The organism is Pseudomonas sp. LBUM1647, assembly GCF_059716175.1.
This window is the reverse complement of record NZ_CP166809.1, coordinates 5,783,257-5,803,324: the sequence shown is the minus strand read 5'-3', so window position 1 is coordinate 5,803,324 and position 20,068 is coordinate 5,783,257. Positions and strand designations below refer to the sequence as shown.

Here is a 20,068-nt window from a genome sequence, read left to right as displayed (position 1 = left end):
GGAAACTCTAATGGCTATCAGCAATGTCCAGACCGGCGCGCAGCCGGCATCCGCGACTTCACAAAGCAGCCCTTTGGTCATGCGCATCATCGGCGCCGTGGCGCTGGCGCATTTGATCAACGACTTGATCCAGTCGGTGCTGCCGTCGATCTATCCGATGCTCAAGGCCAACTATGGCCTGACCTTCACCCAGGTTGGCTTGATCACTTTGACGTTCCAGCTGACGGCTTCGCTGTTGCAGCCGTGGGTCGGTTACTACACCGATCGGCACCCCAAACCCTGGCTGCTACCCGCCGGGACGGTTTGCACATTGATCGGCATTTTGATGATGTCGGTGGTCGGCAGTTTTCCGATGATTTTGCTGGCGGCAGGATTGATCGGTATCGGCTCCTCGACCTTTCACCCGGAAGCTTCTCGCGTGGCGCGACTGGCCTCGGGCGGGCGATTTGGCCTGGCGCAATCGACCTTTCAGGTCGGAGGCAATGCGGGCTCAGCCTTCGGTCCGTTGCTCGCCGCAGCGATCATCATTCCTTTCGGTCAGGGCCATGTGGCCTGGTTCGGCTTGTTCGCCGTGTTTGCGCTGTTCGTGCTCTATCGGATAAGCCGCTGGTACGCCAATCACTTGAGCCTGTTTAAACTCAAGCAAGGCCAGGCGGCGACGCATGGCTTGTCGAAAAACCGCGTGATCAGTGCTCTGGTGGTGCTCGGCCTGCTGGTGTTCTCCAAATATTTCTACATGGCCAGCTTCACCAGTTACTTCACCTTTTACCTGATCGAGAAATTCGATCTGTCGGTGGCCAGTTCACAGTTGCACCTGTTCCTGTTTCTCGGCGCGGTAGCGGCGGGGACCTTCTTCGGTGGGCCGATCGGCGACAAGATCGGGCGTAAGGCGGTGATTTGGTTCTCGATCCTCGGCGTAGCGCCGTTCACCCTGATCCTGCCTCATGTGGACCTGTTCTGGACCAGCATCCTCAGCGTCGTGATCGGCTTCATCCTGGCGTCAGCTTTCTCGGCGATCGTGGTGTATGCGCAAGAACTGGTGCCGGGCAATGTCGGGATGATTGCTGGGGTGTTCTTCGGCTTGATGTTCGGCTTTGGCGGGATTGGTGCGGCGTTGCTTGGGCATTTGGCGGACATACACGGCATCGAGTATGTGTACTTCCTGTGCTCGTTCCTGCCGTTGTTCGGTGTGCTGGCGATCTTCCTGCCAAGAACCAAAAAGGCCTGAATCAACACATTTCCCTTGTGGGAGCGAGCTTGCTCGCGATGACGGAGTGTCAGTCAACATCATCGTTGAATGTTAGACCGCTATCGCGAGCAAGCTCGCTCCCACAGGTGTTCGGGGTGTGGCGGATGATTATTTCAGGCACAAAAAAGCCGCGTCTAAACGCGGCTTTTTCTTGGCGGGTGCTTCGTTCTGAATAAAGTTACACGTTGAAGCGGAAGTGCATCACGTCGCCGTCTTTAACGATGTAGTCCTTGCCTTCCAGGCGCCATTTACCGGCTTCTTTGGTGCCGGCTTCGCCCTTGTACTGGATGAAGTCGTCATAGGCGATGACTTCGGCGCGGATGAAGCCTTTTTCGAAGTCGGTGTGGATCACACCAGCGGCTTGTGGTGCGGTGGCACCCACGCGGACGGTCCAGGCGCGAACTTCTTCGACACCGGCGGTGAAGTAAGTCTGCAGGTGCAGCATTTCGTAGCCGGCGCGGATTACGCGGTTCAGGCCAGGTTCTTCGAGGCCCAGGGCTTCGAGGAACATGTCTTTCTCTTCGCCGTCATCCAGCTCGGCGATTTCGGCTTCGATCTTGTTGCAGACCGGAACCACCATGGCGCCTTCTTCTTCGGCGATGGCTTTGACGATGTCCAGCAGCGGGTTGTTCTCGAAACCGTCTTCAGCGACGTTGGCGATGTACATGACCGGCTTGGTGGTCAGCAGGTGGAAACCACGAATCACCGCTTTGTCGTCGGCACCCATCGTCTTCATCAGGGTGCGCGCAGGCTTGCCGAGGGTGAAGTGAGCGATCAATTGCTCCAGCAGGCCTTTCTGGACCACGGCGTCCTTGTCGCCACCCTTGGCGTTGCGGGCGACTTTCTGCAGTTGCTTCTCGCAGCTGTCGAGGTCGGCAAAGATCAGTTCCAGGTCGATGATTTCGATGTCGCGTTTCGGGTCGACGCTGTTGGAGACGTGAATCACGTTCTCGTCTTCGAAGCAGCGGACTACGTGCGCGATGGCATCGGTTTCACGGATGTTGGCCAGGAACTTGTTGCCCAGGCCTTCACCTTTCGAGGCGCCGGCTACCAGGCCTGCGATGTCGACGAATTCCATGGTGGTCGGCAAGATGCGCTTTGGATTGACGATGGCCGCCAGGGCCTCCAGACGCGAATCCGGCATCGGCACGATACCGGTGTTCGGTTCGATGGTGCAGAAGGGGAAGTTCTCGGCCGCGATCCCGGATTTGGTCAGGGCGTTGAACAGGGTGGACTTGCCGACGTTAGGCAGGCCGACGATGCCGCAATTGAATCCCATGGTGTTTCCCCTCGGATAAGAGTCAGGCCTTCTGGCTGTGCAGGTTTTTCATCGCGCGGTTCCATTCACCGGCGAGGATATCCGGCAGCACGCCGAGGGCAAAGTCGATGCTGGCATCGAGTTTTTCCTGTTCGGCGCGTGGCGCACGACCCAGGACGAAATTTGAAACCATACTGGCAACGCCCGGGTGGCCAATGCCAAGCCGCAAGCGGTGAAAGGTATTCTGATTGCCCAGTTGCGCGATGATGTCGCGCAACCCGTTGTGACCGCCATGGCCGCCGCCCTGTTTGAGCTTGGCAACGCCCGGTGGCAGGTCGAGTTCGTCATGCGCCACCAGGATTTCTTCAGGCGTAATGCGGAAGAAGCCGGCAAGTGCCGCGACGGCCTGGCCGCTGCGGTTCATGTAGGTGGTGGGAATCAGCAGACGAACATCCTGACCCTGATGCGAATAGCGCCCGGTCAGGCCGAAATATTTGCGATCCGCCACAAGGTTTACGCCTTGTGCGTTCGCGATGCGCTCAACAAAAAGGGCCCCTGCGTTATGCCGGGTCTGTTCGTATTCAGCGCCTGGATTTCCCAGGCCAACGATCAGTTTGATGGCAGTCACGATAGGGGCCCTTCCTTGGAGTGGTGGATAACATCGCCGCGACAGGTGTGTGCGGCGAAAGTGGACGACAAGTGCTCATTTACCATTATGTAAACTCCGCGTTCTCGCCCGCTTTCTCGCTACGCTCTAGTCCGCGATGTTTCCGGTCACTCCGGCGAACAGAGTGAAATTACTCTGCTGCGCCTTCTTCAGTAGTAGCTTCTGGAGCAACACGTGGAGCGTGGACATTGGCAACAGCCTTGTCATCGCCGTGTGCCAGGGCAACAAACTCAACGCCTTTAGGGGCTTTGAGGTCAGACAGGTGAATGATCGAACCGATTTCGGCGTTAGCCAGGTCGACTTCGATGAATTCAGGCAGGTCTTTCGGCAGGCACGAAACTTCGATTTCAGCAACAACGTGCGAAACTTCGCCGCCTTTCTTGATCGGCGCTTCTTCACCAACAAAGTGTACAGGCACGATAGCGGTCAGTTTCTGGCCAGCTACAACGCGTACGAAGTCAGCGTGCAGTACGTGGCCTTTGGCCGGGTGACGCTGCAGAGCTTTGATGATTACGTTTTGCTTGGTGCCGCCAACGTTCAGCTCGATGATGTGGCTGTAAGCCGCTTCGTTTTCGAGCAGTTTGGCAACTTCTTTAGCCAGCATGCTGATGGATTCAGGGGCTTTTTCGCCACCGTAAACTACAGCAGGTACCAGGCTTGCGAGACGACGCAGGCGGCGGCTCGCACCTTTCCCCAGGTCGGAACGCACTTCAGCATTCAGAGTAAATTCGTTCATGTTGTATCTCCAAAATAACCACATTCGCCCCAGCGTTTGCGACCAGCGCTAAAGGCGATATGGGCAAAAAAGCCCCGCCCCGACAGGAATGCCGGGGCGGGGCGCTTTTCGTCAACGAGATAGTCGAGAAGGGCAGGGCCCTTAACGGAACATCGCGCTGATCGATTCTTCGTTGCTGATGCGGCGGACCGCTTCGGCAACTACCGGCGCGATATCCAGTTGACGGATACGCGAGCAGGCTTGAGCAGCAGCGGACAACGGGATGGTGTTAGTCACCACCAGTTCGTCCAGCATTGAATTTTCGATGTTTTCGATCGCCCGACCGGACAGCACAGGGTGTGTGCAGTAGGCGAAAACCTTGGCAGCGCCATGCTCTTTCAGGGCCTTGGCCGCGTGGCACAGAGTGCCGGCGGTATCGACCATGTCATCGACCAGAATACAGGTACGCCCTTCGACATCACCGATGATATGCATCACTTCAGAGTGATTGGCTTTCTCACGGCGTTTGTCGATGATCCCGAGATCCACGCCCAGGGATTTGGCAACAGCACGTGCACGCACGACGCCGCCAATGTCCGGGGACACGATCATCAGGTTTTCGAAGCGCTGATCTTCAATGTCATCCACCAATACAGGGGAGCCGTAGATGTTATCTACCGGAATATCGAAGAAACCCTGGATTTGGTCAGCATGCAAATCAACCGTGAGAACACGGTCGATGCCGACTACGGTAAGCATGTCAGCAACGACTTTCGCGCTGATAGCCACACGTGCGGAACGCGGACGGCGATCCTGACGGGCATAACCAAAGTAAGGAATAACAGCAGTGATACGAGTAGCCGAGGAGCGGCGGAAGGCATCAGCCATCACTACCAGTTCCATCAGGTTATCGTTGGTCGGAGCGCAAGTCGGCTGAATAATGAAGACATCTTTACCGCGGACGTTTTCATTGATCTCGGCAGTAATTTCGCCGTCGGAGAACTTACCGACAGAGATGTCACCGAGAGGGATATGCAGCTGACGTACAACACGCCGAGCCAGATCGGGGTTAGCGTTCCCCGTAAAGACCATCATCTTGGACACGCGCAGTACCTAGAGGCTGAGGGTAACCTGGATGAGTATTAGAAAATGGCAGGGGCGGCTGGATTCGAACCAACGCATGGCAGGATCAAAACCTGCTGCCTTACCGCTTGGCGACGCCCCTGTATCTGTTGCAACGAGTACCCAGTACTCGGTTCCTTTTAGAGCAGACTTTGCAGCTTGCGATGCAACATCGAAACGTTGCTTCCCTTTGCTACAAACCCTGTAAGGGTCTCTGTAAGAAGGGCCGAGACTTTATCAGCTTCAGCTTTGCTTGGGAAGCCCCCAAACACACAACTTCCAGTTCCGGTGAGTTTTGCTTCGGTAAATTTACCTAACAAATTCAATGCGTTACGTACATCTGGGTAACGCCTTGCTACCACCGGTAAGCAGTCATTTCGACTGTTTCCCTTGGGAACGGGGCGCACTTTAATGGGAGAAGAGTTACGTGTCAACAACGGATCTGAAAAAATTTCTGCTGTACTTACAGAGACTTGCGGCACAAGCACGAGATACCACGGTTCTTCGGGGTCTACAGGGGTCAGTTTCTCTCCCACGCCTTCGGCAAAAGCCGCGTGTCCACGCACGAAAACCGGGACGTCGGCGCCAAGCGTCAGGCCCAGCACGGCCAGTCGATCCTCATCCCAACCCAGTTGCCAGAGATGATTGAGGCCGAGCAGAGTCGTCGCGGCATTTGAACTGCCGCCACCGATTCCACCGCCCATGGGCAGAATTTTTTCGATCCAGATGTCGATACCGAGCGAACAACCGGATTGCTCCTGAAGTTTTTTTGCAGCTCGAACAATCAGATTGCTGTCGTGAGGAACGCCTTCGAATTCGGTGTGCAGTCGAATCACACCGTCATCACGAACGGCGAACGTGATTTCATCGCCGTAATCGAGAAACTGAAAAATAGTCTGCAGCTCGTGATAACCGTCTTCACGGCGACCGAGGATGTGCAGCATCAGATTGAGTTTGGCCGGGGAGGGCAGCGTCAAGCGCGGAGCGGTCATGTTCACTGCCCCAGTTTGCGTGGTTGCCATTCCTTGATCACCAGCGTGACGTCAAGGTCGGTGCCGTGCAGTTTGATCCGCTCGGGCAGCCAAATGCCATTTTGCTCGGCATAGCTGAGGTATTCGACTTGCCAGCCATCCTGCTCAAGATTGGCCAGGCGGCTGTCGGCATCCAGCGTCAGACGGCTTTTGCTGTCCGGAGCCGGGAGCCCGCGAACCCACCAGGCCAGATTCGACACCGGTAACTTCCAGCCAAGTTGTTCTTCGACCAACACTTCAGGCGTCGGCGCTTCATAGCGGCCCTGGTTGGCGACTTCCAGCGAGACCTTGCCGGGGCGGCCGGTCAGGCGTGCTGCGCCGCGACCCAGGGGGCCGGAGAGGCGAATGTCGTAGTAATCCTGTCGCTGCAGCCAGAACAACGTTCCGCTGCCCGAGTCTTTCGGGGCGCGGATGCCGATCTTGCCGTTGATCTGCCAGCCGTCGAGACTGGTCAGTTGCTGTTTGTACTCGCGCCACTGGGCCGGGTTGCCTTGACCCTGGACCGATTCGCGGGCACCGAAGCCCGCGCAACCGGCGAGCAGGGCGATGAAGCTGAAAACAATAATGTGGCGCAAAAACATAATCTTAAAGAGTCTCTGATCCGGTCACGCGCTTGATGGTGCCGCGCAGGATGGGGCTGTCGGGCTGCTCCTTGAGGAACTTGCCCCAGATTTGCTTGGCTTCCCGTTGCTTGCCGTTGGCCCACAGGACTTCGCCCAGGTGCGCGGCGACTTCCTGATCGGGGAAACGCTCCAGCGCCTGACGCAGCAGGCGTTCGGCTTCGTCGAGATTGCCCATGCGGAAGTTCACCCAGCCGAGGCTATCGAGTACCGCCGGGTCTTCCGGATTGATCTGGTGCGCCTGTTCGATCAAGGCCTTGGCTTCGGCGTAGCGCGTCGTACGGTCGGACAGGGTGTAACCGAGGGCGTTCAACGCCATCGCGTTGTCCGGGTCGCGCTTGATGATCAGGCGCAAGTCTTTTTCCATCTGCGCCAGGTCATTGCGTTTTTCCGCTTGCATGGCGCGGGTGTACAGCAGGTTCAAATCGTCCGGGTATTGCTGCAAGGCTTGCTTCAATACATTCCAGGCCTTGTCGGGCTGTTTATTGGCGGACAAGGTTTCGGCTTCGATCAAATACAACTGAATCGCGTAATCGGGCTGCTCATCGCGCTCCGCAGCCAGACGGCTTTGGGCTTCGGCGGTCTTGCCGTTACTCATCAGGATATCGGCCTGACGCAATTGCGCCGGCAGGTAATCGTTGCCCGGGCCGACCTGGGCGTACTCGATCAGCGCGCCTTGAGGGTCGTTGCGCTCTTCAGCGATACGACCGAGGTTCAAGTGAGCCGAATCGACGTGGCTTTCCCGGGCAATCAGGTCTTCCAGATAGCCCTTGGCCTCATCCCAGGCCTTGGCTTCCAGGCAGACCAACGCCAGGGAATAACGCAGTTCGTCGTCTTCGGGGTACTGCTGAACCAGGCTCGAGAACTCGGCTTTGGCGTCGGCCATGCGGTCCTGTTCAACCAGCATGCGCGCGTAGGTCAGGCGCAGGCGTTTGTCGTCCGGGTATTTCTTGATGCTTTTTTGCAGCAGCGGCAACGCTTCATCGCCACGACTGAGGGTCTGCAGCAGGCGTGCGCGCAGCAGAATCGGTGCTATTTCGCCGTCGTCCGGCGGATTGTCTTCCAGCAGGCCCAGCGCACCCTTGGCGTCACCGTCCTGTTGCAGCAGCAAGGCTTTGCCGAAAATCAGCTGACTGTTGTTCGGATGGCGCTGTAATAAACGGTCAAAACTTTTCATCAAGCCGTTGCGCGTGTCTTGGTCGGTATCGGCCGCAGACAGGGCGAGGAAGTCGAAATGCGTGTCGCCCTTGCCTTGCAGGACTTTCTCCATATACACCATGGAGTCGTCATAACGCCCGGCACGAGCCAGTTGCACGGCAGCTGCTCGTTGCGCCTCAAGGTCGTCCGGGGCGTTTTTCGCCCAGATCAACGCGGTGTCCAGGGCCGCCTGATCGGCGCCCAGGTATTCGGCGATACGGAATGCCCGCTCGGAGATGCCCGGATCCTGAGTATTGATCGCCTGGGTCACGTAGTTGTCCAGGGCAATGTCGAAACGATTGCGCTGGCCAGCCAGTTCGGCGCTCAACAGACTGAAGACGGTTTCTTCACTGAATGAGCTGTAAACCTTGGGCTTTTCAGGGGCCGGAGTGCTGTCTTCGATCGGCGGCGTACCGTCCGACGAAACGGGTGCCAAGGCCTGGCAGCCGCTGAGGAAGACAAAAGCGAGGAGCAACGCGGAAGATCTATTCATATAGGAAGAGGACGACTAACCTGCGGTCGGATCATCATGACACAAGCCTTCAGCCAAACATAACCGAGTCTCAATTGGCGCCTTTATAGAGGCAGGTCATTGGGACAATCGTAGGAGCTGCCGCAGGCTGCGATCTTTTGATCTTGCCTGTGCGGTACCTTTGAAACCTGAAAAGATCGCAGCCTTCGGCAGCTCCTACAGGGGCGATAGATATCGAATAGTTGTTCTGGCTCTGTCGAAGTAGGACAATTGCCGGCTTCACGTCACCATCAGCGACTTTGAATGGCCTTCCTTGCACTCGGTATTAACCACAAGACTGCTTCAGTAGACGTCCGCGAGCGCGTGGCCTTTACCCCTGAGCAGCTGGTGGAGGCCTTGCAGCAGCTCTGCCGACTCACCGACAGCCGCGAAGCTGCGATCCTCTCCACCTGCAATCGCAGTGAACTCTATATAGAACAGGATCACCTTTCGGCTGATGTCATCCTGCGCTGGCTGGCCGATTATCACCATTTGAGCCTCGAAGAGCTGCGTGCGAGTGCTTATGTGCACGAAGATGATGCGGCAGTTCGTCACATGATGCGGGTGGCCTCCGGGCTCGATTCGCTGGTGTTGGGCGAACCGCAGATTCTCGGTCAGATGAAATCGGCCTACGCCGTGGCCCGCGAGGCCGGCACCATCGGTCCGTTGCTCGGGCGGCTGTTCCAGGCCACGTTCAATGCGGCCAAACAGGTGCGCACCGACACCGCCATCGGCGAGAATCCGGTGTCCGTGGCGTTTGCTGCGGTCAGTCTGGCGAAACAGATTTTCAGCGACCTGCAACGCAGCCAGGCCTTGCTGATCGGCGCCGGCGAGACCATCACTCTGGTCGCCCGCCATCTGCACGAGTTGGGTGTAAAGCGCATCGTCGTCGCCAACCGCACCCTGGAACGCGCGAGCATTCTGGCCGAGCAGTTCGGCGCCCACGCGGTGTTGCTCTCGGACATCCCGGCGGAACTGGTGCGCAGCGACATCGTTATCAGCTCCACCGCCAGCCAGTTGCCGATCCTGGGCAAGGGCGCGGTGGAAAGCGCCTTGAAACTGCGCAAGCACAAGCCGATCTTCATGGTAGACATCGCCGTCCCCCGGGATATCGAGCCGGAAGTCGGCGAACTGGACGACGTTTACCTTTATAGCGTCGACGATCTCCACGAAGTGGTCGCCGAGAACCTCAAGAGTCGCCAGGGCGCAGCCCAGGCGGCCGAGGAGATGGTCTCGGTGGGTGCCGAAGATTTCATGGTCCGCCTGCGTGAACTGGCGGCGGTGGATGTGCTCAAGGCCTATCGCCAACAAAGCGAGCGCATGCGCGACGAAGAATTGCAGAAGGCCCAGCGCATGCTGGCCAACGGCAGCAGCGCCGAAGACGTGCTGGTGCAACTGGCGCGGGGCCTGACCAACAAACTCTTGCACGCACCGAGCGTGCAGTTGAAAAAGCTCTCTGCCGAAGGCCGCCTCGATGCGCTGGCCATGGCCCAGGAACTCTTTGCCCTGAATGAGGGCTCATCGGATAGCTTTTCGGATAAAAAACCGCAATGAAAGCGTCACTGCTCAATAAGCTGGACATCCTCCAGGACCGTTTCGAGGAATTGACCGCCTTGCTTGGCGACGGCGAAGTCATTTCCGATCAGAACAAATTCCGCACCTATTCCAAGGAATACGCGGAAGTCGAACCGATTGTCGAAACCTATAAACAGTTGCTCAAGGTACAAAGCGATCTCGAGGGTGCCCAGGCGCTGCTCAAGGACAGCGACCCGGACATGCGCGAAATGGCCGTGGAAGAAGTTCGCGAAGCCAAAGAGCAACTGATCGAAATCGAAGCCAGTCTGCAACGCATGTTGCTGCCCAAGGATCCGAACGATGGGCGTAACGTGTTCCTCGAAATCCGCGCCGGCACCGGCGGTGACGAGGCGGCGATTTTCTCCGGCGACCTGTTCCGCATGTATTCGCGTTACGCCGAGCGTCGCGGCTGGCGGGTGGAAATCCTCTCGGAGAACATCGGTGAACACGGCGGCTTTAAAGAAGTCATCGCCCGCGTCGAAGGCGACAGCGTCTACGGCAAGCTGAAATTCGAATCCGGTGCCCACCGCGTACAACGGGTTCCGGCTACTGAATCCCAGGGCCGCATCCACACCTCGGCCTGCACCGTAGCTGTATTGCCCGAGCCGGACGAGCAGGAAGCGATCGAGATCAACCCGTCGGATTTGCGCATCGATACCTACAAATCCTCCGGTGCCGGTGGTCAGCACGTTAACAAAACGGACTCGGCGATCCGCATCACGCACTTGCCGTCCGGTATCGTCGTCGAGTGCCAGGAAGAACGTTCCCAGCACAAGAACCGCGCCCGGGCGATGTCCTGGCTGTCGGCCAAGCTCAACGATCAGCAGACCAGCGCCGCCGCGAACGCTATCGCAAGCGAGCGTAAATTGCTGGTCGGTTCGGGCGATCGTTCGGAGCGGATCCGCACGTATAACTTTGCCCAGGGGCGGGTCACCGACCACCGGGTCAACCTGACGCTGTATTCCCTCGACGAAATCCTCGCGGGTGGCGTCGATGCGGTGATCGAGCCGTTGCTGGCCGAATACCAGGCCGACCAATTGGCAGCGATAGGTGAGTAAATGACGATCATTGCCAGTGTGTTACGCGCCGCCGACCTACCAGATTCGCCCACCGCACGCCTGGATGCCGAATTGTTGCTGGCCGCGGCGTTGGGCAAGTCCCGCAGTTTTCTGCACACCTGGCCCGAGCGCATCGTTCCGAGCGAAGCGGCGCTTAAATTTGCCGAGTATTTGCAGCGCCGCCGTGGCGGTGAGCCAGTGGCTTACATCCTCGGTCAGCAAGGTTTCTGGAAACTTGATCTGGAAGTTGCACCGCACACGCTGATCCCGCGCCCGGACACCGAGCTGTTGGTGGAAGCGGCGCTTGAGCTCCTGCCAGCCACATCTGCCAAGGTCCTCGACCTCGGCACCGGCAGCGGCGCCATTGCCCTGGCCCTGGCCAGCGAGCGTCCGGCCTGGAAGGTTACCGCCGTGGATCGCGTGCTCGAAGCCGTGGCCCTGGCCGAGCGCAATCGCCAGCGACTTCACCTGAATAACGCCACCGTGCTGAGCAGTCATTGGTTCAGTGCGCTGGAAGGTCAGCGTTTTCAGCTGATCATCAGCAACCCGCCTTACATCGCCTCCGCCGACCCGCATCTGGTAGAAGGTGATGTGCGTTTCGAGCCAGCCAGTGCCTTGGTGGCCGGCGTCGACGGGCTCGACGATCTGCGTCTGATCGTCGCCCAGGCGCCGGATTACCTTGAAGCGGGCGGCTGGTTGATGCTCGAACACGGTTACGATCAAGCCACTGCAGTACGCGATTTGCTGCTGACCCGCGGCTTTGAAGAAGTCCACAGCCGCACCGATCTGGGCGGTCACGAACGTATCAGCCTGGGGCGCTTGCCGTGCTGAATGATCAGGAATTGTTGCGCTACAGTCGGCAGATTCTGTTGCAACACGTCGACATCGACGGCCAGTTGCGACTGAAAGAAAGCCGCGTGTTGATCGTCGGTCTCGGCGGTCTCGGCTCGCCGGTTGCGCTGTATCTGGCCGCCGCCGGCGTCGGCGAGTTGCATTTGGCGGATTTCGACACCGTCGACTTGACCAACCTGCAACGCCAGATCGTCCACGACACTGACAGCGTCGGCCTGAGCAAGGTCGACTCGGCGATCCGCCGACTGACTGCAATCAATCCCGAGATTCAGTTGATCGCCCATCGCACCGCGCTGGACGAAGATTCCCTGGCCGCCGCCGTGACTGCGGTGGATCTGGTGCTGGACTGCTCCGACAATTTCTCTACCCGCGAAGCGGTCAACGCTGCGTGTGTCGCCGCCGGCAAACCTCTGGTAAGCGGCGCAGCGATTCGGCTCGAAGGTCAGTTGTCAGTGTTTGACCCGCGCCGTCCGGAAAGCCCGTGCTACCACTGTTTATATGGTCACGGCAGCGAAGCCGAACTGACCTGCAGCGAAGCCGGCGTCGTGGGGCCTTTGGTTGGCCTGGTTGGCAGCCTTCAGGCGCTGGAAGCCATGAAATTGCTGGTGGGGTTCGGCGAGCCGCTGGTGGGGCGTCTGTTGTTGATCGATGCCTTGGGCTCGCGCTTTCGCGAATTGCGGGTCAAGCGTGATCCGGGCTGCAGCGTCTGTGGTTCGAAGCATGCGTGAAGCGCCGATTGGCGTGTTCGACTCCGGTGTCGGTGGGCTTTCGGTGCTGGCCGAGATCCAGCGTTTGCTGCCCAACGAGTCACTGTTGTACGTCGCCGATTGCGGGAATATTCCCTACGGCGAGAAAACCCCGGAATTCATCCGTCATCGTTGCAGCGTGATGGCCGGTTTTTTTCAGCAGCAGGGCGCCAAGGCCTTGGTGCTGGCCTGTAACACAGCGACTGTCGCTGGCGTTGCAGATTTGCGGCGCGATTATCCCGAGTGGCCCATCGTCGGCATGGAGCCGGCGGTCAAACCGGCCGCTGCCGCCACCCGTAGCGGTGTGGTCGGTGTGCTCGCCACCACCGGCACGTTGCAGAGTGCCAAGTTCGCCGCTTTGCTAGACCGATTCGCCACCGATGTGCGAGTCATCACTCAGCCGTGCCCCGGCCTGGTGGAGCTGATTGAAAACGGCGATCTGCACAGCGAGGCATTGCGCCAGTTGCTGGCCAGGTATGTCGAACCACTGCTCGGCGCCGGGTGCGACACGATAATTCTTGGCTGCACGCATTACCCCTTCCTAAAGCCGTTGCTTAAGCAGATGATCCCCGATGACATCAGCTTGATCGACACCGGCGCCGCTGTAGCGCGGCAACTTCAGCGTCTGTTGGCCGAGCGGGAATTGCTCGCCGAGGGGCCCGTACGTGCTGCGCAGTTCTGGACGAGTGCCGATCCGGAGCATTTCAGAAATATCTTGCCGATACTGTGGAATACCGCTGGCGTTGTGCGAAGCTTCAAGGAGTAAACAAAACTTGGGGCAGCGAGTCATTGGGGTGAACTTCTGATTAAGCGTCGACTTCTATAGCGTCAAGCAACAAAAAAACCATACGAAATCGTTCGGAAAAGGATGTTTCTAATGAAGCGACTATTCTGCTTGGCCGCGATTGCGGCCGCACTGATGGGGCACAGTTTTACTGCACAGGCGGCAGGCGTGGAGTTCGCGGTCGGCCAGACTAGCGAGTCAACCATGACCTATCGACTGGGCATGCAATTCGATTGGGACAAGAGCTGGTTGCAGAGTGATATCGGTCGTTTGACCGGTTACTGGAGCGGTGCCTACACCTATTGGGACGGCGACAAGACCTCCAGCAACCACAGCCTGTCGTTCGCGCCGGTGCTGGTTTACGAGTTTGCCGGGCAGACCGTTAAACCCTACCTGGAGTTGGGCGTTGGCGTCGCGGTGTTCGCCAATACCGAAGTCGAAAACAACAATCTCGGCAATGCCTTTCAGTTCGAAGACCGGTTCGGCTTTGGGCTGCGCTTTGCAGGCGGACATGAAGTCGGGATTCGAGCGACGCATTATTCCAATGCCGGAATCAGCAGCCCGAACGATGGTGTAGAAAGTTACGCGCTGCATTACACGATGCCGTTGTAAGCGCTTTTAATGTGGGAGCGAGACTGTGTGGCGAGGGGATTTATCCCCGTTCGACTGCGAAGCAGTCGTAAACGCTGTTTAACTTTGAAATGCCGGGGCTGCTCCGCAGCCCAACGGGGATAAATCCCCTCGCCACATGGCTCGCTCCCACATTAGATCCCCATTCAGACTCACCGATACGCCGTGGTAATCCCTTGGCGTTCGTCGATGCATTCCGGTGCGCCCATCTCGAACTCCCGGCAGATCAACGGGCGTTTTTCATAGATGGTGCACATCATCGTGTTGCGATCCAGCGCGGCGCACCAGCCGTCATCCAGACGCAGCATGACTTCCCCACCCCAGTCATCGGTATCGATAAAACGTTCGGGCACACCCGTGTCCGTGATCAGCATGACTTCGAGCTGACAGCAGCAAGCTGCGCAGGTCGAGCATGTGATCGCAGGCTCGGCGATTTGCGTGTGGGGAATGGTTTTCATGGCGCCCAGTGTAAGGCAGTGGGCCGGTGCTGTGTAAAAGGCCTGACGGACGCTTGGTCGATGGGTGCGACCATCCCCGAGATGCCACTACTGGCAATGGTGATGTCACGGCGGGTCCTTGATCGGCGGATTGCTGCGTACCATGCGTTTGCCAATCGCGAGTTTCCCCCGGTTGGGTACTTTCGACAGTGGCCAGAGGTCGGCCATGAACAACGCCGGAAAGGCTAATTCCAGCGGACGATTCTTGAGTTCGGCGAAGATGTAGCGTGCGGACTTGTCCACCGGCCAGCTCAGTGGCATGGGGACGTTTTCCGCTGGCAGCAGCGTCTCGACAAACCCCGGGCTGACCACGGTGACTTCGATGCCTTCCGGTGCAAGATCAATGCGCAACGATTCAAACAGGTATCGCAGCCCGGGCTTTGAGGTGCCATGGGCCTCGGCCCGCGGCAGCGGCAGGTAGGTGACCGAGCTGGCGACGCCCACCAGATGCGGCGCAATGCCGGTGCGTAATAGTGGCAGGGCGGCTTCGATGCAATAGCTGCTGGCAAGCAGGTTGGTGCGCACCACGTGCTCGACGATCGACGAATCGAACTGCTGAACGTCGACGTATTCGCAAGTACCGGCGTTGAGAATCACCGTGTCCAGAGCTCCCCACTCCCCGGCAATCTGCTCGCCGATTTCTCGCACGGTCTGGCTGTTGGTCAGGTCACCGGCCACCACCAGCACCTGCCCCGGATAACGCTGGGACAAGACTTTGAGTGGCGCCACCGAGCGAGCGCTCACCGCGAGATGAGCACCGGTTTTCAGTATTTCTTCGGCCAGCGAGGCACCAATGCCGTTGCTGGCACCCGTCAGCCAGTATCGCCGTGGAGGTGTAAAACTCATCCCATTCTCCTTTTCAACCAGGCAATCGCCCGTCATTTTGTCGTGATGGCAGGTTTTTGAATGCGGCCAGGGCTCGCAGGCGGGAAGTACTCAGATTGACGATCGGTGACGGATAATCCACCGCGCCGAACAACCCGCCGACGTTCGCCGGGTTGTGGACTTCTTTCTTGTTCAGCCCGGCCAGTTCCGGCAGCCAGTGCTTGATAAACAGACCTTCGCTGTCGAATTTCTCCGACTGGCTCAACGGATTGAAAATCCGGAAGTAGGGCGCCGAATCGGTGCCAGTGGACGAACTCCACTGCCAGCCACCGTTGTTCGCCGCCAGGTCCCCATCGATCAGATGACGCATGAAAAAACGCTCGCCTTCACGCCAGTCGATCAGCAGGTTCTTGGTCAGGAACATCGCCACCACCATGCGCAGACGGTTGTGCATCCAGCCGGTTTCAAGCAATTGGCGCATGGCCGCGTCGATAATCGGCAGACCGGTACGGGCCTCTTGCCAGGCCTGGAGTTCATCTGGGGCATCGCGCCAGGCGAGGGCTTCGGTTTCCGGGCGGAAGGCGCGATGACGTGAGACTCGTGGGTAGCCCACCAGAATGTGTTTGTAGAATTCGCGCCACAGCAATTCGTTGATCCATGTGACGGCGCCGACCTTGCCACTTTCGAACTCGCCCTGATTGCTTTGCAGCGCGGCGTGCAGACACTGACGGGGGGAAATCACCCCGGCGGCGAGATAGGCCGACAGCTGACTGGTGCCCGGTTTGGCCGGGAAATCGCGTTCGTTTTTGTAGTCGTCGATCTGGGCATCGGCGAAGGTGATGAGGCGGCGCTGGGCTTCGGCTTCACCGGCAGGCCAAAGACTGCGCAAGTTTTCGCTGGGCGTTGCGAAGCCTTCAACGGTTGATGGGATCTTGTCGCTGCCGATCGCCAGCGGCGCCTGTACGGCGGGTGCTGAGACCCGCTTCGGTAACGACCCGCGCAGGCGGTCGTAACACACCTTGCGGAACTGGCTGAACACCTGAAAGTAAGTGCCCGTCTTGGTCAGTACGGTACCGGGTTTTAACAGCAGTTGATCAAGGTAGCTGTAAAAGTCGATGGCATTGGCTTTCAGTGTTTCGGCCACGGCTGCGTCACGACGGCTTTCATGAATGCCGTACTCCTCGTTGACGTGCACCGCGTCAATCTTCAACTGTTGGCAAAGATCGAGCAGCACCTTGGGTGCGTCCTCCCAGCGAAATGCCTTGCGGATCAACAAGGGAATGTTCAGCTCATCCAACGCGCTGCGTAACTCGCTCAGGTTGCGCAGCCAGAAATCCACTTTGCACGACGCGTCATCGTGCTCCAGCCATTGTTCCGGGCTCAACAAATACACCGCGACAGTCGGGCCGCGGGCAGCGGCGGCCGAGAGGGCGGTGTTGTCATGTAAGCGCAAGTCGCTGCGCAACCAGATCAATTGCAGGGTGGTGTCCGCATGATTCATTAAAAATTCGCCATTAAATGAGCCCACGCTGAACCAGGCCCTGATGCGCCGCTAACGGATCTTCAGCCAGGAACAAATCAGTAATCTTGAACGTTCGTGCGGACAACTCGGTGTGGTGGATGCACACCGTTGGCCCGGCAATCATTTTTGGGCAACTGACGCCATTCAATAGTTTCGGCAACAGCGAAAGATTTATGGCTTTGCTGGAATACAGCAGTACGCCGCGGGCTTGCAGATGATCGACCGCCAGCGCGAGTTCGCCGGCGGGGAGTGGCCAGTCGAACACTTCCACCGGGCAATCGGCGCTGCTGATCAACCAGGCGGTCAGCCACAGGTGAGGTTCCAGTGGCAGGTCCGATTGATTGATCAACAACAGTGGCGCGGTGTGTAACTGACGGTTGTTATGGTAGATGCGTGCGCCAAATTTGCTGCGTAACCAGGAGTAAAAAAACACCCGCTCCATCTGCGCACCGAACTGGCCTTGCCAGCGTTGCTCCAGTTCAGCCAGCAACGGCATCAGCAGTTGTGCGCACAAGGTCCGTGGTGGATACAGCGCCATGGCCTGATTGACGGTGTCATCGAGGGTGCGTTCGTTCAGTTGAGTGACCGCTTGCAGCAGCGCATGGCGCAGCACCTGCCAATCGTTTTCGACGGATTGGGTAAAGGCCTGCGGGGTGTCGAGCAGTTGCTTGACCTGGCTGACGGCCACGCCGCGGTTGAGCCAGGTGAGAATCGTCAGGATGCGTTGAACGTGTTCGGCAGAGAACAGCCGATGCCCCTTGGGTGTGCGTTGCGGCACGATCAGGCCATAACGCCGTTCCCAGGCCCGCAGGGTGACGGCGTTGACACCGGTCTGCCGTGCGACCTCACGGATCGGCAGCCAGCCTTCGTCGAGGGCTTTCTTGAAGTCGGCGCCGAGGTCTTCGCTGGCGCTGGTGTCGAGTGGGCTTTTCATTGGATTGTCATTAGATCGCGTTTCGCAGGCTGAGATTTTCCGGATGCGGTTGCAGGTAAACCTGTTGCGCAATGTATGGATCCGGGTGTTGACGGAAGTAGTGTTTGAGCAGCGTCAACGGCACCACCAGCGGTACGATGCCATGGCGGTACTGGCCAATGACGTGTTGCACTTCCTGTTTGTCTTCAGGGCTGATGGCCTGTTTGAGATAGCCACTGATGTGTTGCAGGACGTTGGTGTGGGTGCGGCGTGTCGCGCATTTTTTCAAGGCCGCCATCAGCTCGCTGAAATAACGTGGGCCGAGTTCATTCGGGTCGGTCTGGCCCATGTTGCCCAGCAGGTTACCCAGGGTTTTGTAGTGCACCGGGTTGTGGGCCATCAGCAGGTATTTGTAGCGCGAGTGAAAGTCCGTGAGGCCACGGCGAGTCAGGCCGTCGCATAGCAACTGCTGCCAGGCACTGTAGGCGAACACGCGGGTGAGGAAGTTTTCTCGCAGCACCGGGTCGTTGAGTCGGCCGTCTTCTTCCACCGGTAAATCCGGATGCCGCTCGCAGAATGCCTGGGCGTAGATGCCACGGCCACCACCGTCCACCGGCGCACCGTTGGTGTGGTAGACCTTGACCCGATCCAGGCCGCACGACGGGGATTTCTGCATGAAGATATAGCCGCAGAGATCGCCCAGTTCCGCGGCCATTTTCTGACCGTATTCGGCCAGCGGCCGGGTGACATTGAGTGTTGGGTTAACGGTACCGATGGCTTCTGGATGTTGTGGATCGCCCACCAGGCGGATCGGTTCGCGGGGAATGCCGAGACCGATGGCGACTTCGGGGCAAACCGGGACGAAATCGAAATAGTCAGTGAGGGTGCGACTGCACAGCCGCGACTCCTTGTGCCCGCCGTTGTAACGCACTTCTGCGCCCATCAGGCAGGCGCTGATGGCGATCTTCGGTTTCACGGTGACGTGGGGCATCGGAGCACCTCGAATCTAAACCTGTACAGACTGTTCGGTCTGTACAACATAACTTCATCATAGATTCAAAGGTGTACAAGTCAAATTGTTTGTATAGGTTTTTGCGATCATCAACACCAACGCTGAGTCACCACCGCCTGCTACGCAACATCTGGCACCGTGCCTTCTTCGTCGCGGAACAGTTCGATGACCAGAAAATGTTTTTCGCGGTTTTACGGGTGGGCTGCTGTCCATTTCGACAGCAGCAATTGACTCGGATCGATGCGGTTCACTGCAGATGCGCATGCAAGCGGCGAGCGGCTTCCTGGCCGCTGAGCCAGGCGCCTTCGACACGACCGGATAAGCACCAGTCGCCACACACGTAGAGGCCCAGATCGGCATCGGCTAGGGCTCCCCATTCGTGGCTGCTGGCGGGTCGCGCATAGAGCCAGCGGTGGGCGATGCTGAAGGTCGGGGCGGGCATGGCGTCGTGCAGCAGCTCGGCAAACGCACCGTGCAGTTGCTCGATCACCGCTTCCTTGGACAGGTCGATATGTTGCCGACTCCAGGCACTGGTCGCATGCAGCACCCACGTATCGAGGGTGTTATCGCGCCCGGGTTTGCTTCGGTTGCGAGCCAGCCAGTCGAGTGGGCTGTCCTGGACGAAGCAGCCTTCCATGGGCGTATCCAGCGGTGTCTCGAACGCCAGCGCGACAGCCCAGGTCGGGTCCATTTTGACCCCGGCGGCGGCACCGGCGAGTTTCGGCGCGGAGGCCAGCAGTGCAGTCGCCTGAGGCGCCGGCGTGGCGATAATCACATGACTGAATGGGCCGTGGGTGAAGCCTTCGGCGTCCTGCAGATGCCAGTGCTCCTCGCCGCGATAGACCTCGGTAATGCGGCAGGCGAAATGCACTTCCAGGTCGCCGAGCAGGCCGCGGGTGATGGCGCTCATGCGCGGCGTGCCGACCCAGCGCGTCTGTTCGTCCGGCGACAGGCTGAGTTGGCCGCCATGGTAGGTGTAGAGCTGCGGCATCCATTCAGCGACCCAGCCATTGCCTTGCCAGCGCTGGACTTCAGTGACGAAGCGACGGTCGCGGGCAGTGAAATATTGCGCGCCCAAGTCCAGAGCACCCGCATCGCTGCGCTTGCTCGACATGCGTCCGCCACTGCCGCGGCTTTTATCGAAAAGTTGAACGACATGCCCGACCTCTGTCAGGGCCTGGGCGGCGGAGAGCCCGGCGATGCCGGTGCCGATGATTGCGATAGGTACAGTCATAGGGGCCTCGTTTACCTTTCTGTACAGACTACGCCGTGGATGAAACCTGT

The 20,068-nt window shown here is 58.7% G+C and carries 20 protein-coding genes, 1 tRNA gene and 1 pseudogene; 7 read left to right on the top strand and 15 right to left on the bottom strand.

Translation table 11 applies throughout. The annotated features are described in order from the left end of the window. Window positions 1–10: 10 nt before the first annotated feature. On the top strand, window positions 11–1,228 hold the full coding sequence (locus ACA059_RS26780; RefSeq protein ID WP_497631578.1) for an MFS transporter: 1,218 nt from the start codon (window positions 11–13) through the stop codon (window positions 1,226–1,228). A 199-nt stretch (window positions 1,229–1,427) separates the two neighbouring features. On the opposite strand, the gene ychF is transcribed toward ACA059_RS26780, so the two are convergent. From ychF to ACA059_RS26740, 8 genes are all read right to left on the bottom strand, one after another. Continuing rightward, window positions 1,428–2,528, bottom strand: coding sequence for a redox-regulated ATPase YchF (ychF, locus tag ACA059_RS26775; protein ID WP_134419017.1), 1,101 nt, complete (start codon window positions 2,526–2,528; stop codon window positions 1,428–1,430). A 22-nt stretch (window positions 2,529–2,550) separates the two neighbouring features. Then, window positions 2,551–3,135 (bottom strand): aminoacyl-tRNA hydrolase, encoded by a 585-nt coding sequence (pth, locus tag ACA059_RS26770; RefSeq protein WP_008153430.1) that lies wholly within the window; start codon window positions 3,133–3,135, stop codon window positions 2,551–2,553. A gap of 169 nt (window positions 3,136–3,304) precedes the next feature. Next, window positions 3,305–3,910: a 50S ribosomal protein L25/general stress protein Ctc gene (locus ACA059_RS26765; protein WP_056740789.1), complete on the bottom strand. Its 606-nt coding sequence runs from the start codon at window positions 3,908–3,910 to the stop codon at window positions 3,305–3,307. Between the two features lie 141 nt (window positions 3,911–4,051). After that, complete coding sequence (locus ACA059_RS26760; RefSeq protein WP_003208392.1) at window positions 4,052–4,993, bottom strand: ribose-phosphate pyrophosphokinase; 942 nt, start codon at window positions 4,991–4,993, stop codon at window positions 4,052–4,054. Between the two features lie 46 nt (window positions 4,994–5,039). Continuing rightward, window positions 5,040–5,114 (bottom strand) — tRNA-Gln (locus ACA059_RS26755). Window positions 5,115–5,151: 37 nt separating this feature from the next. Beyond that, on the bottom strand, window positions 5,152–6,003 hold the full coding sequence (ispE, locus tag ACA059_RS26750) for a 4-(cytidine 5'-diphospho)-2-C-methyl-D-erythritol kinase (protein WP_429533550.1): 852 nt from the start codon (window positions 6,001–6,003) through the stop codon (window positions 5,152–5,154). A 2-nt stretch (window positions 6,004–6,005) separates the two neighbouring features. Next, window positions 6,006–6,623 carry a lipoprotein insertase outer membrane protein LolB gene (gene lolB, locus ACA059_RS26745; RefSeq protein WP_497631577.1) on the bottom strand — a complete coding sequence of 206 codons (618 nt, stop codon included), beginning with the start codon at window positions 6,621–6,623 and terminating at the stop codon, window positions 6,006–6,008. Window positions 6,624–6,627: 4 nt separating this feature from the next. Next, window positions 6,628–8,352, bottom strand: a complete 1,725-nt coding sequence (locus ACA059_RS26740) for a tetratricopeptide repeat protein (RefSeq protein ID WP_497631576.1) — start codon at window positions 8,350–8,352, stop codon at window positions 6,628–6,630. A 282-nt stretch (window positions 8,353–8,634) separates the two neighbouring features. Between ACA059_RS26740 and hemA the strand changes: the two genes are divergently transcribed. From hemA to ACA059_RS26710, 6 genes are all read left to right on the top strand, one after another. Beyond that, window positions 8,635–9,924: a glutamyl-tRNA reductase gene (gene hemA, locus ACA059_RS26735; RefSeq protein WP_123365637.1), complete on the top strand. Its 1,290-nt coding sequence runs from the start codon at window positions 8,635–8,637 to the stop codon at window positions 9,922–9,924. Continuing rightward, entirely contained in the window at window positions 9,921–11,003 is a 1,083-nt protein-coding gene (gene prfA / locus ACA059_RS26730; RefSeq protein WP_282481459.1) for a peptide chain release factor 1, read from the top strand. Before hemA ends, prfA begins: the two co-directional genes overlap by 4 nt. Further along, the gene (prmC, locus tag ACA059_RS26725; protein ID WP_497631575.1) at window positions 11,004–11,834 is read left to right on the top strand and encodes a peptide chain release factor N(5)-glutamine methyltransferase; all 831 of its coding nucleotides are present in this window, start codon (window positions 11,004–11,006) and stop codon (window positions 11,832–11,834) included. It begins immediately after the preceding gene. Next, on the top strand, window positions 11,828–12,583 hold the full coding sequence (locus tag ACA059_RS26720; RefSeq protein ID WP_497631574.1) for a molybdopterin-synthase adenylyltransferase MoeB: 756 nt from the start codon (window positions 11,828–11,830) through the stop codon (window positions 12,581–12,583). The genes prmC and ACA059_RS26720 overlap by 7 nt, the downstream gene beginning before the upstream one ends. Beyond that, window positions 12,576–13,367, top strand: coding sequence for a glutamate racemase (murI, locus tag ACA059_RS26715; RefSeq protein WP_111451272.1), 792 nt, complete (start codon window positions 12,576–12,578; stop codon window positions 13,365–13,367). Before ACA059_RS26720 ends, murI begins: the two co-directional genes overlap by 8 nt. 111 nt (window positions 13,368–13,478) lie before the next feature. Then, a complete protein-coding gene (locus tag ACA059_RS26710) occupies window positions 13,479–13,997 on the top strand; it encodes an acyloxyacyl hydrolase (RefSeq protein ID WP_497631573.1) in 519 nt (172 codons plus the stop codon). 170 nt (window positions 13,998–14,167) lie between these two features. Here ACA059_RS26710 and ACA059_RS26705 read toward each other — a convergent pair whose 3' ends face one another. The 7 genes and pseudogenes from ACA059_RS26705 to ACA059_RS26675 form a co-directional block, all read right to left on the bottom strand. Then, window positions 14,168–14,473 (bottom strand): YkgJ family cysteine cluster protein, encoded by a 306-nt coding sequence (locus ACA059_RS26705; protein ID WP_059406157.1) that lies wholly within the window; start codon window positions 14,471–14,473, stop codon window positions 14,168–14,170. Window positions 14,474–14,578: 105 nt separating this feature from the next. After that, the gene (locus ACA059_RS26700) at window positions 14,579–15,358 is read right to left on the bottom strand and encodes an SDR family NAD(P)-dependent oxidoreductase (protein WP_497631572.1); all 780 of its coding nucleotides are present in this window, start codon (window positions 15,356–15,358) and stop codon (window positions 14,579–14,581) included. Between the two features lie 13 nt (window positions 15,359–15,371). Beyond that, complete coding sequence (gene phrB / locus ACA059_RS26695) at window positions 15,372–16,817, bottom strand: deoxyribodipyrimidine photo-lyase (RefSeq protein ID WP_497634735.1); 1,446 nt, start codon at window positions 16,815–16,817, stop codon at window positions 15,372–15,374. Between the two features lie 34 nt (window positions 16,818–16,851). Further along, window positions 16,852–17,793, bottom strand: a complete 942-nt coding sequence (locus tag ACA059_RS26690) for a MerR family transcriptional regulator (RefSeq protein WP_497631571.1) — start codon at window positions 17,791–17,793, stop codon at window positions 16,852–16,854. Window positions 17,794–17,803: 10 nt separating this feature from the next. After that, a complete protein-coding gene (locus tag ACA059_RS26685) occupies window positions 17,804–18,763 on the bottom strand; it encodes a YbgA family protein (protein ID WP_497631570.1) in 960 nt (319 codons plus the stop codon). A 143-nt stretch (window positions 18,764–18,906) separates the two neighbouring features. Next, a pseudogene (locus ACA059_RS26680) lies at window positions 18,907–19,035 on the bottom strand (TIGR02450 family Trp-rich protein); the annotation flags it as partial. Beyond that, window positions 19,032–20,018, bottom strand: coding sequence for an NAD(P)/FAD-dependent oxidoreductase (locus ACA059_RS26675; RefSeq protein ID WP_497631569.1), 987 nt, complete (start codon window positions 20,016–20,018; stop codon window positions 19,032–19,034). The pseudogene ACA059_RS26680 and the gene ACA059_RS26675, both read right to left, overlap by 4 nt. Window positions 20,019–20,068: the final 50 nt, after the last annotated feature.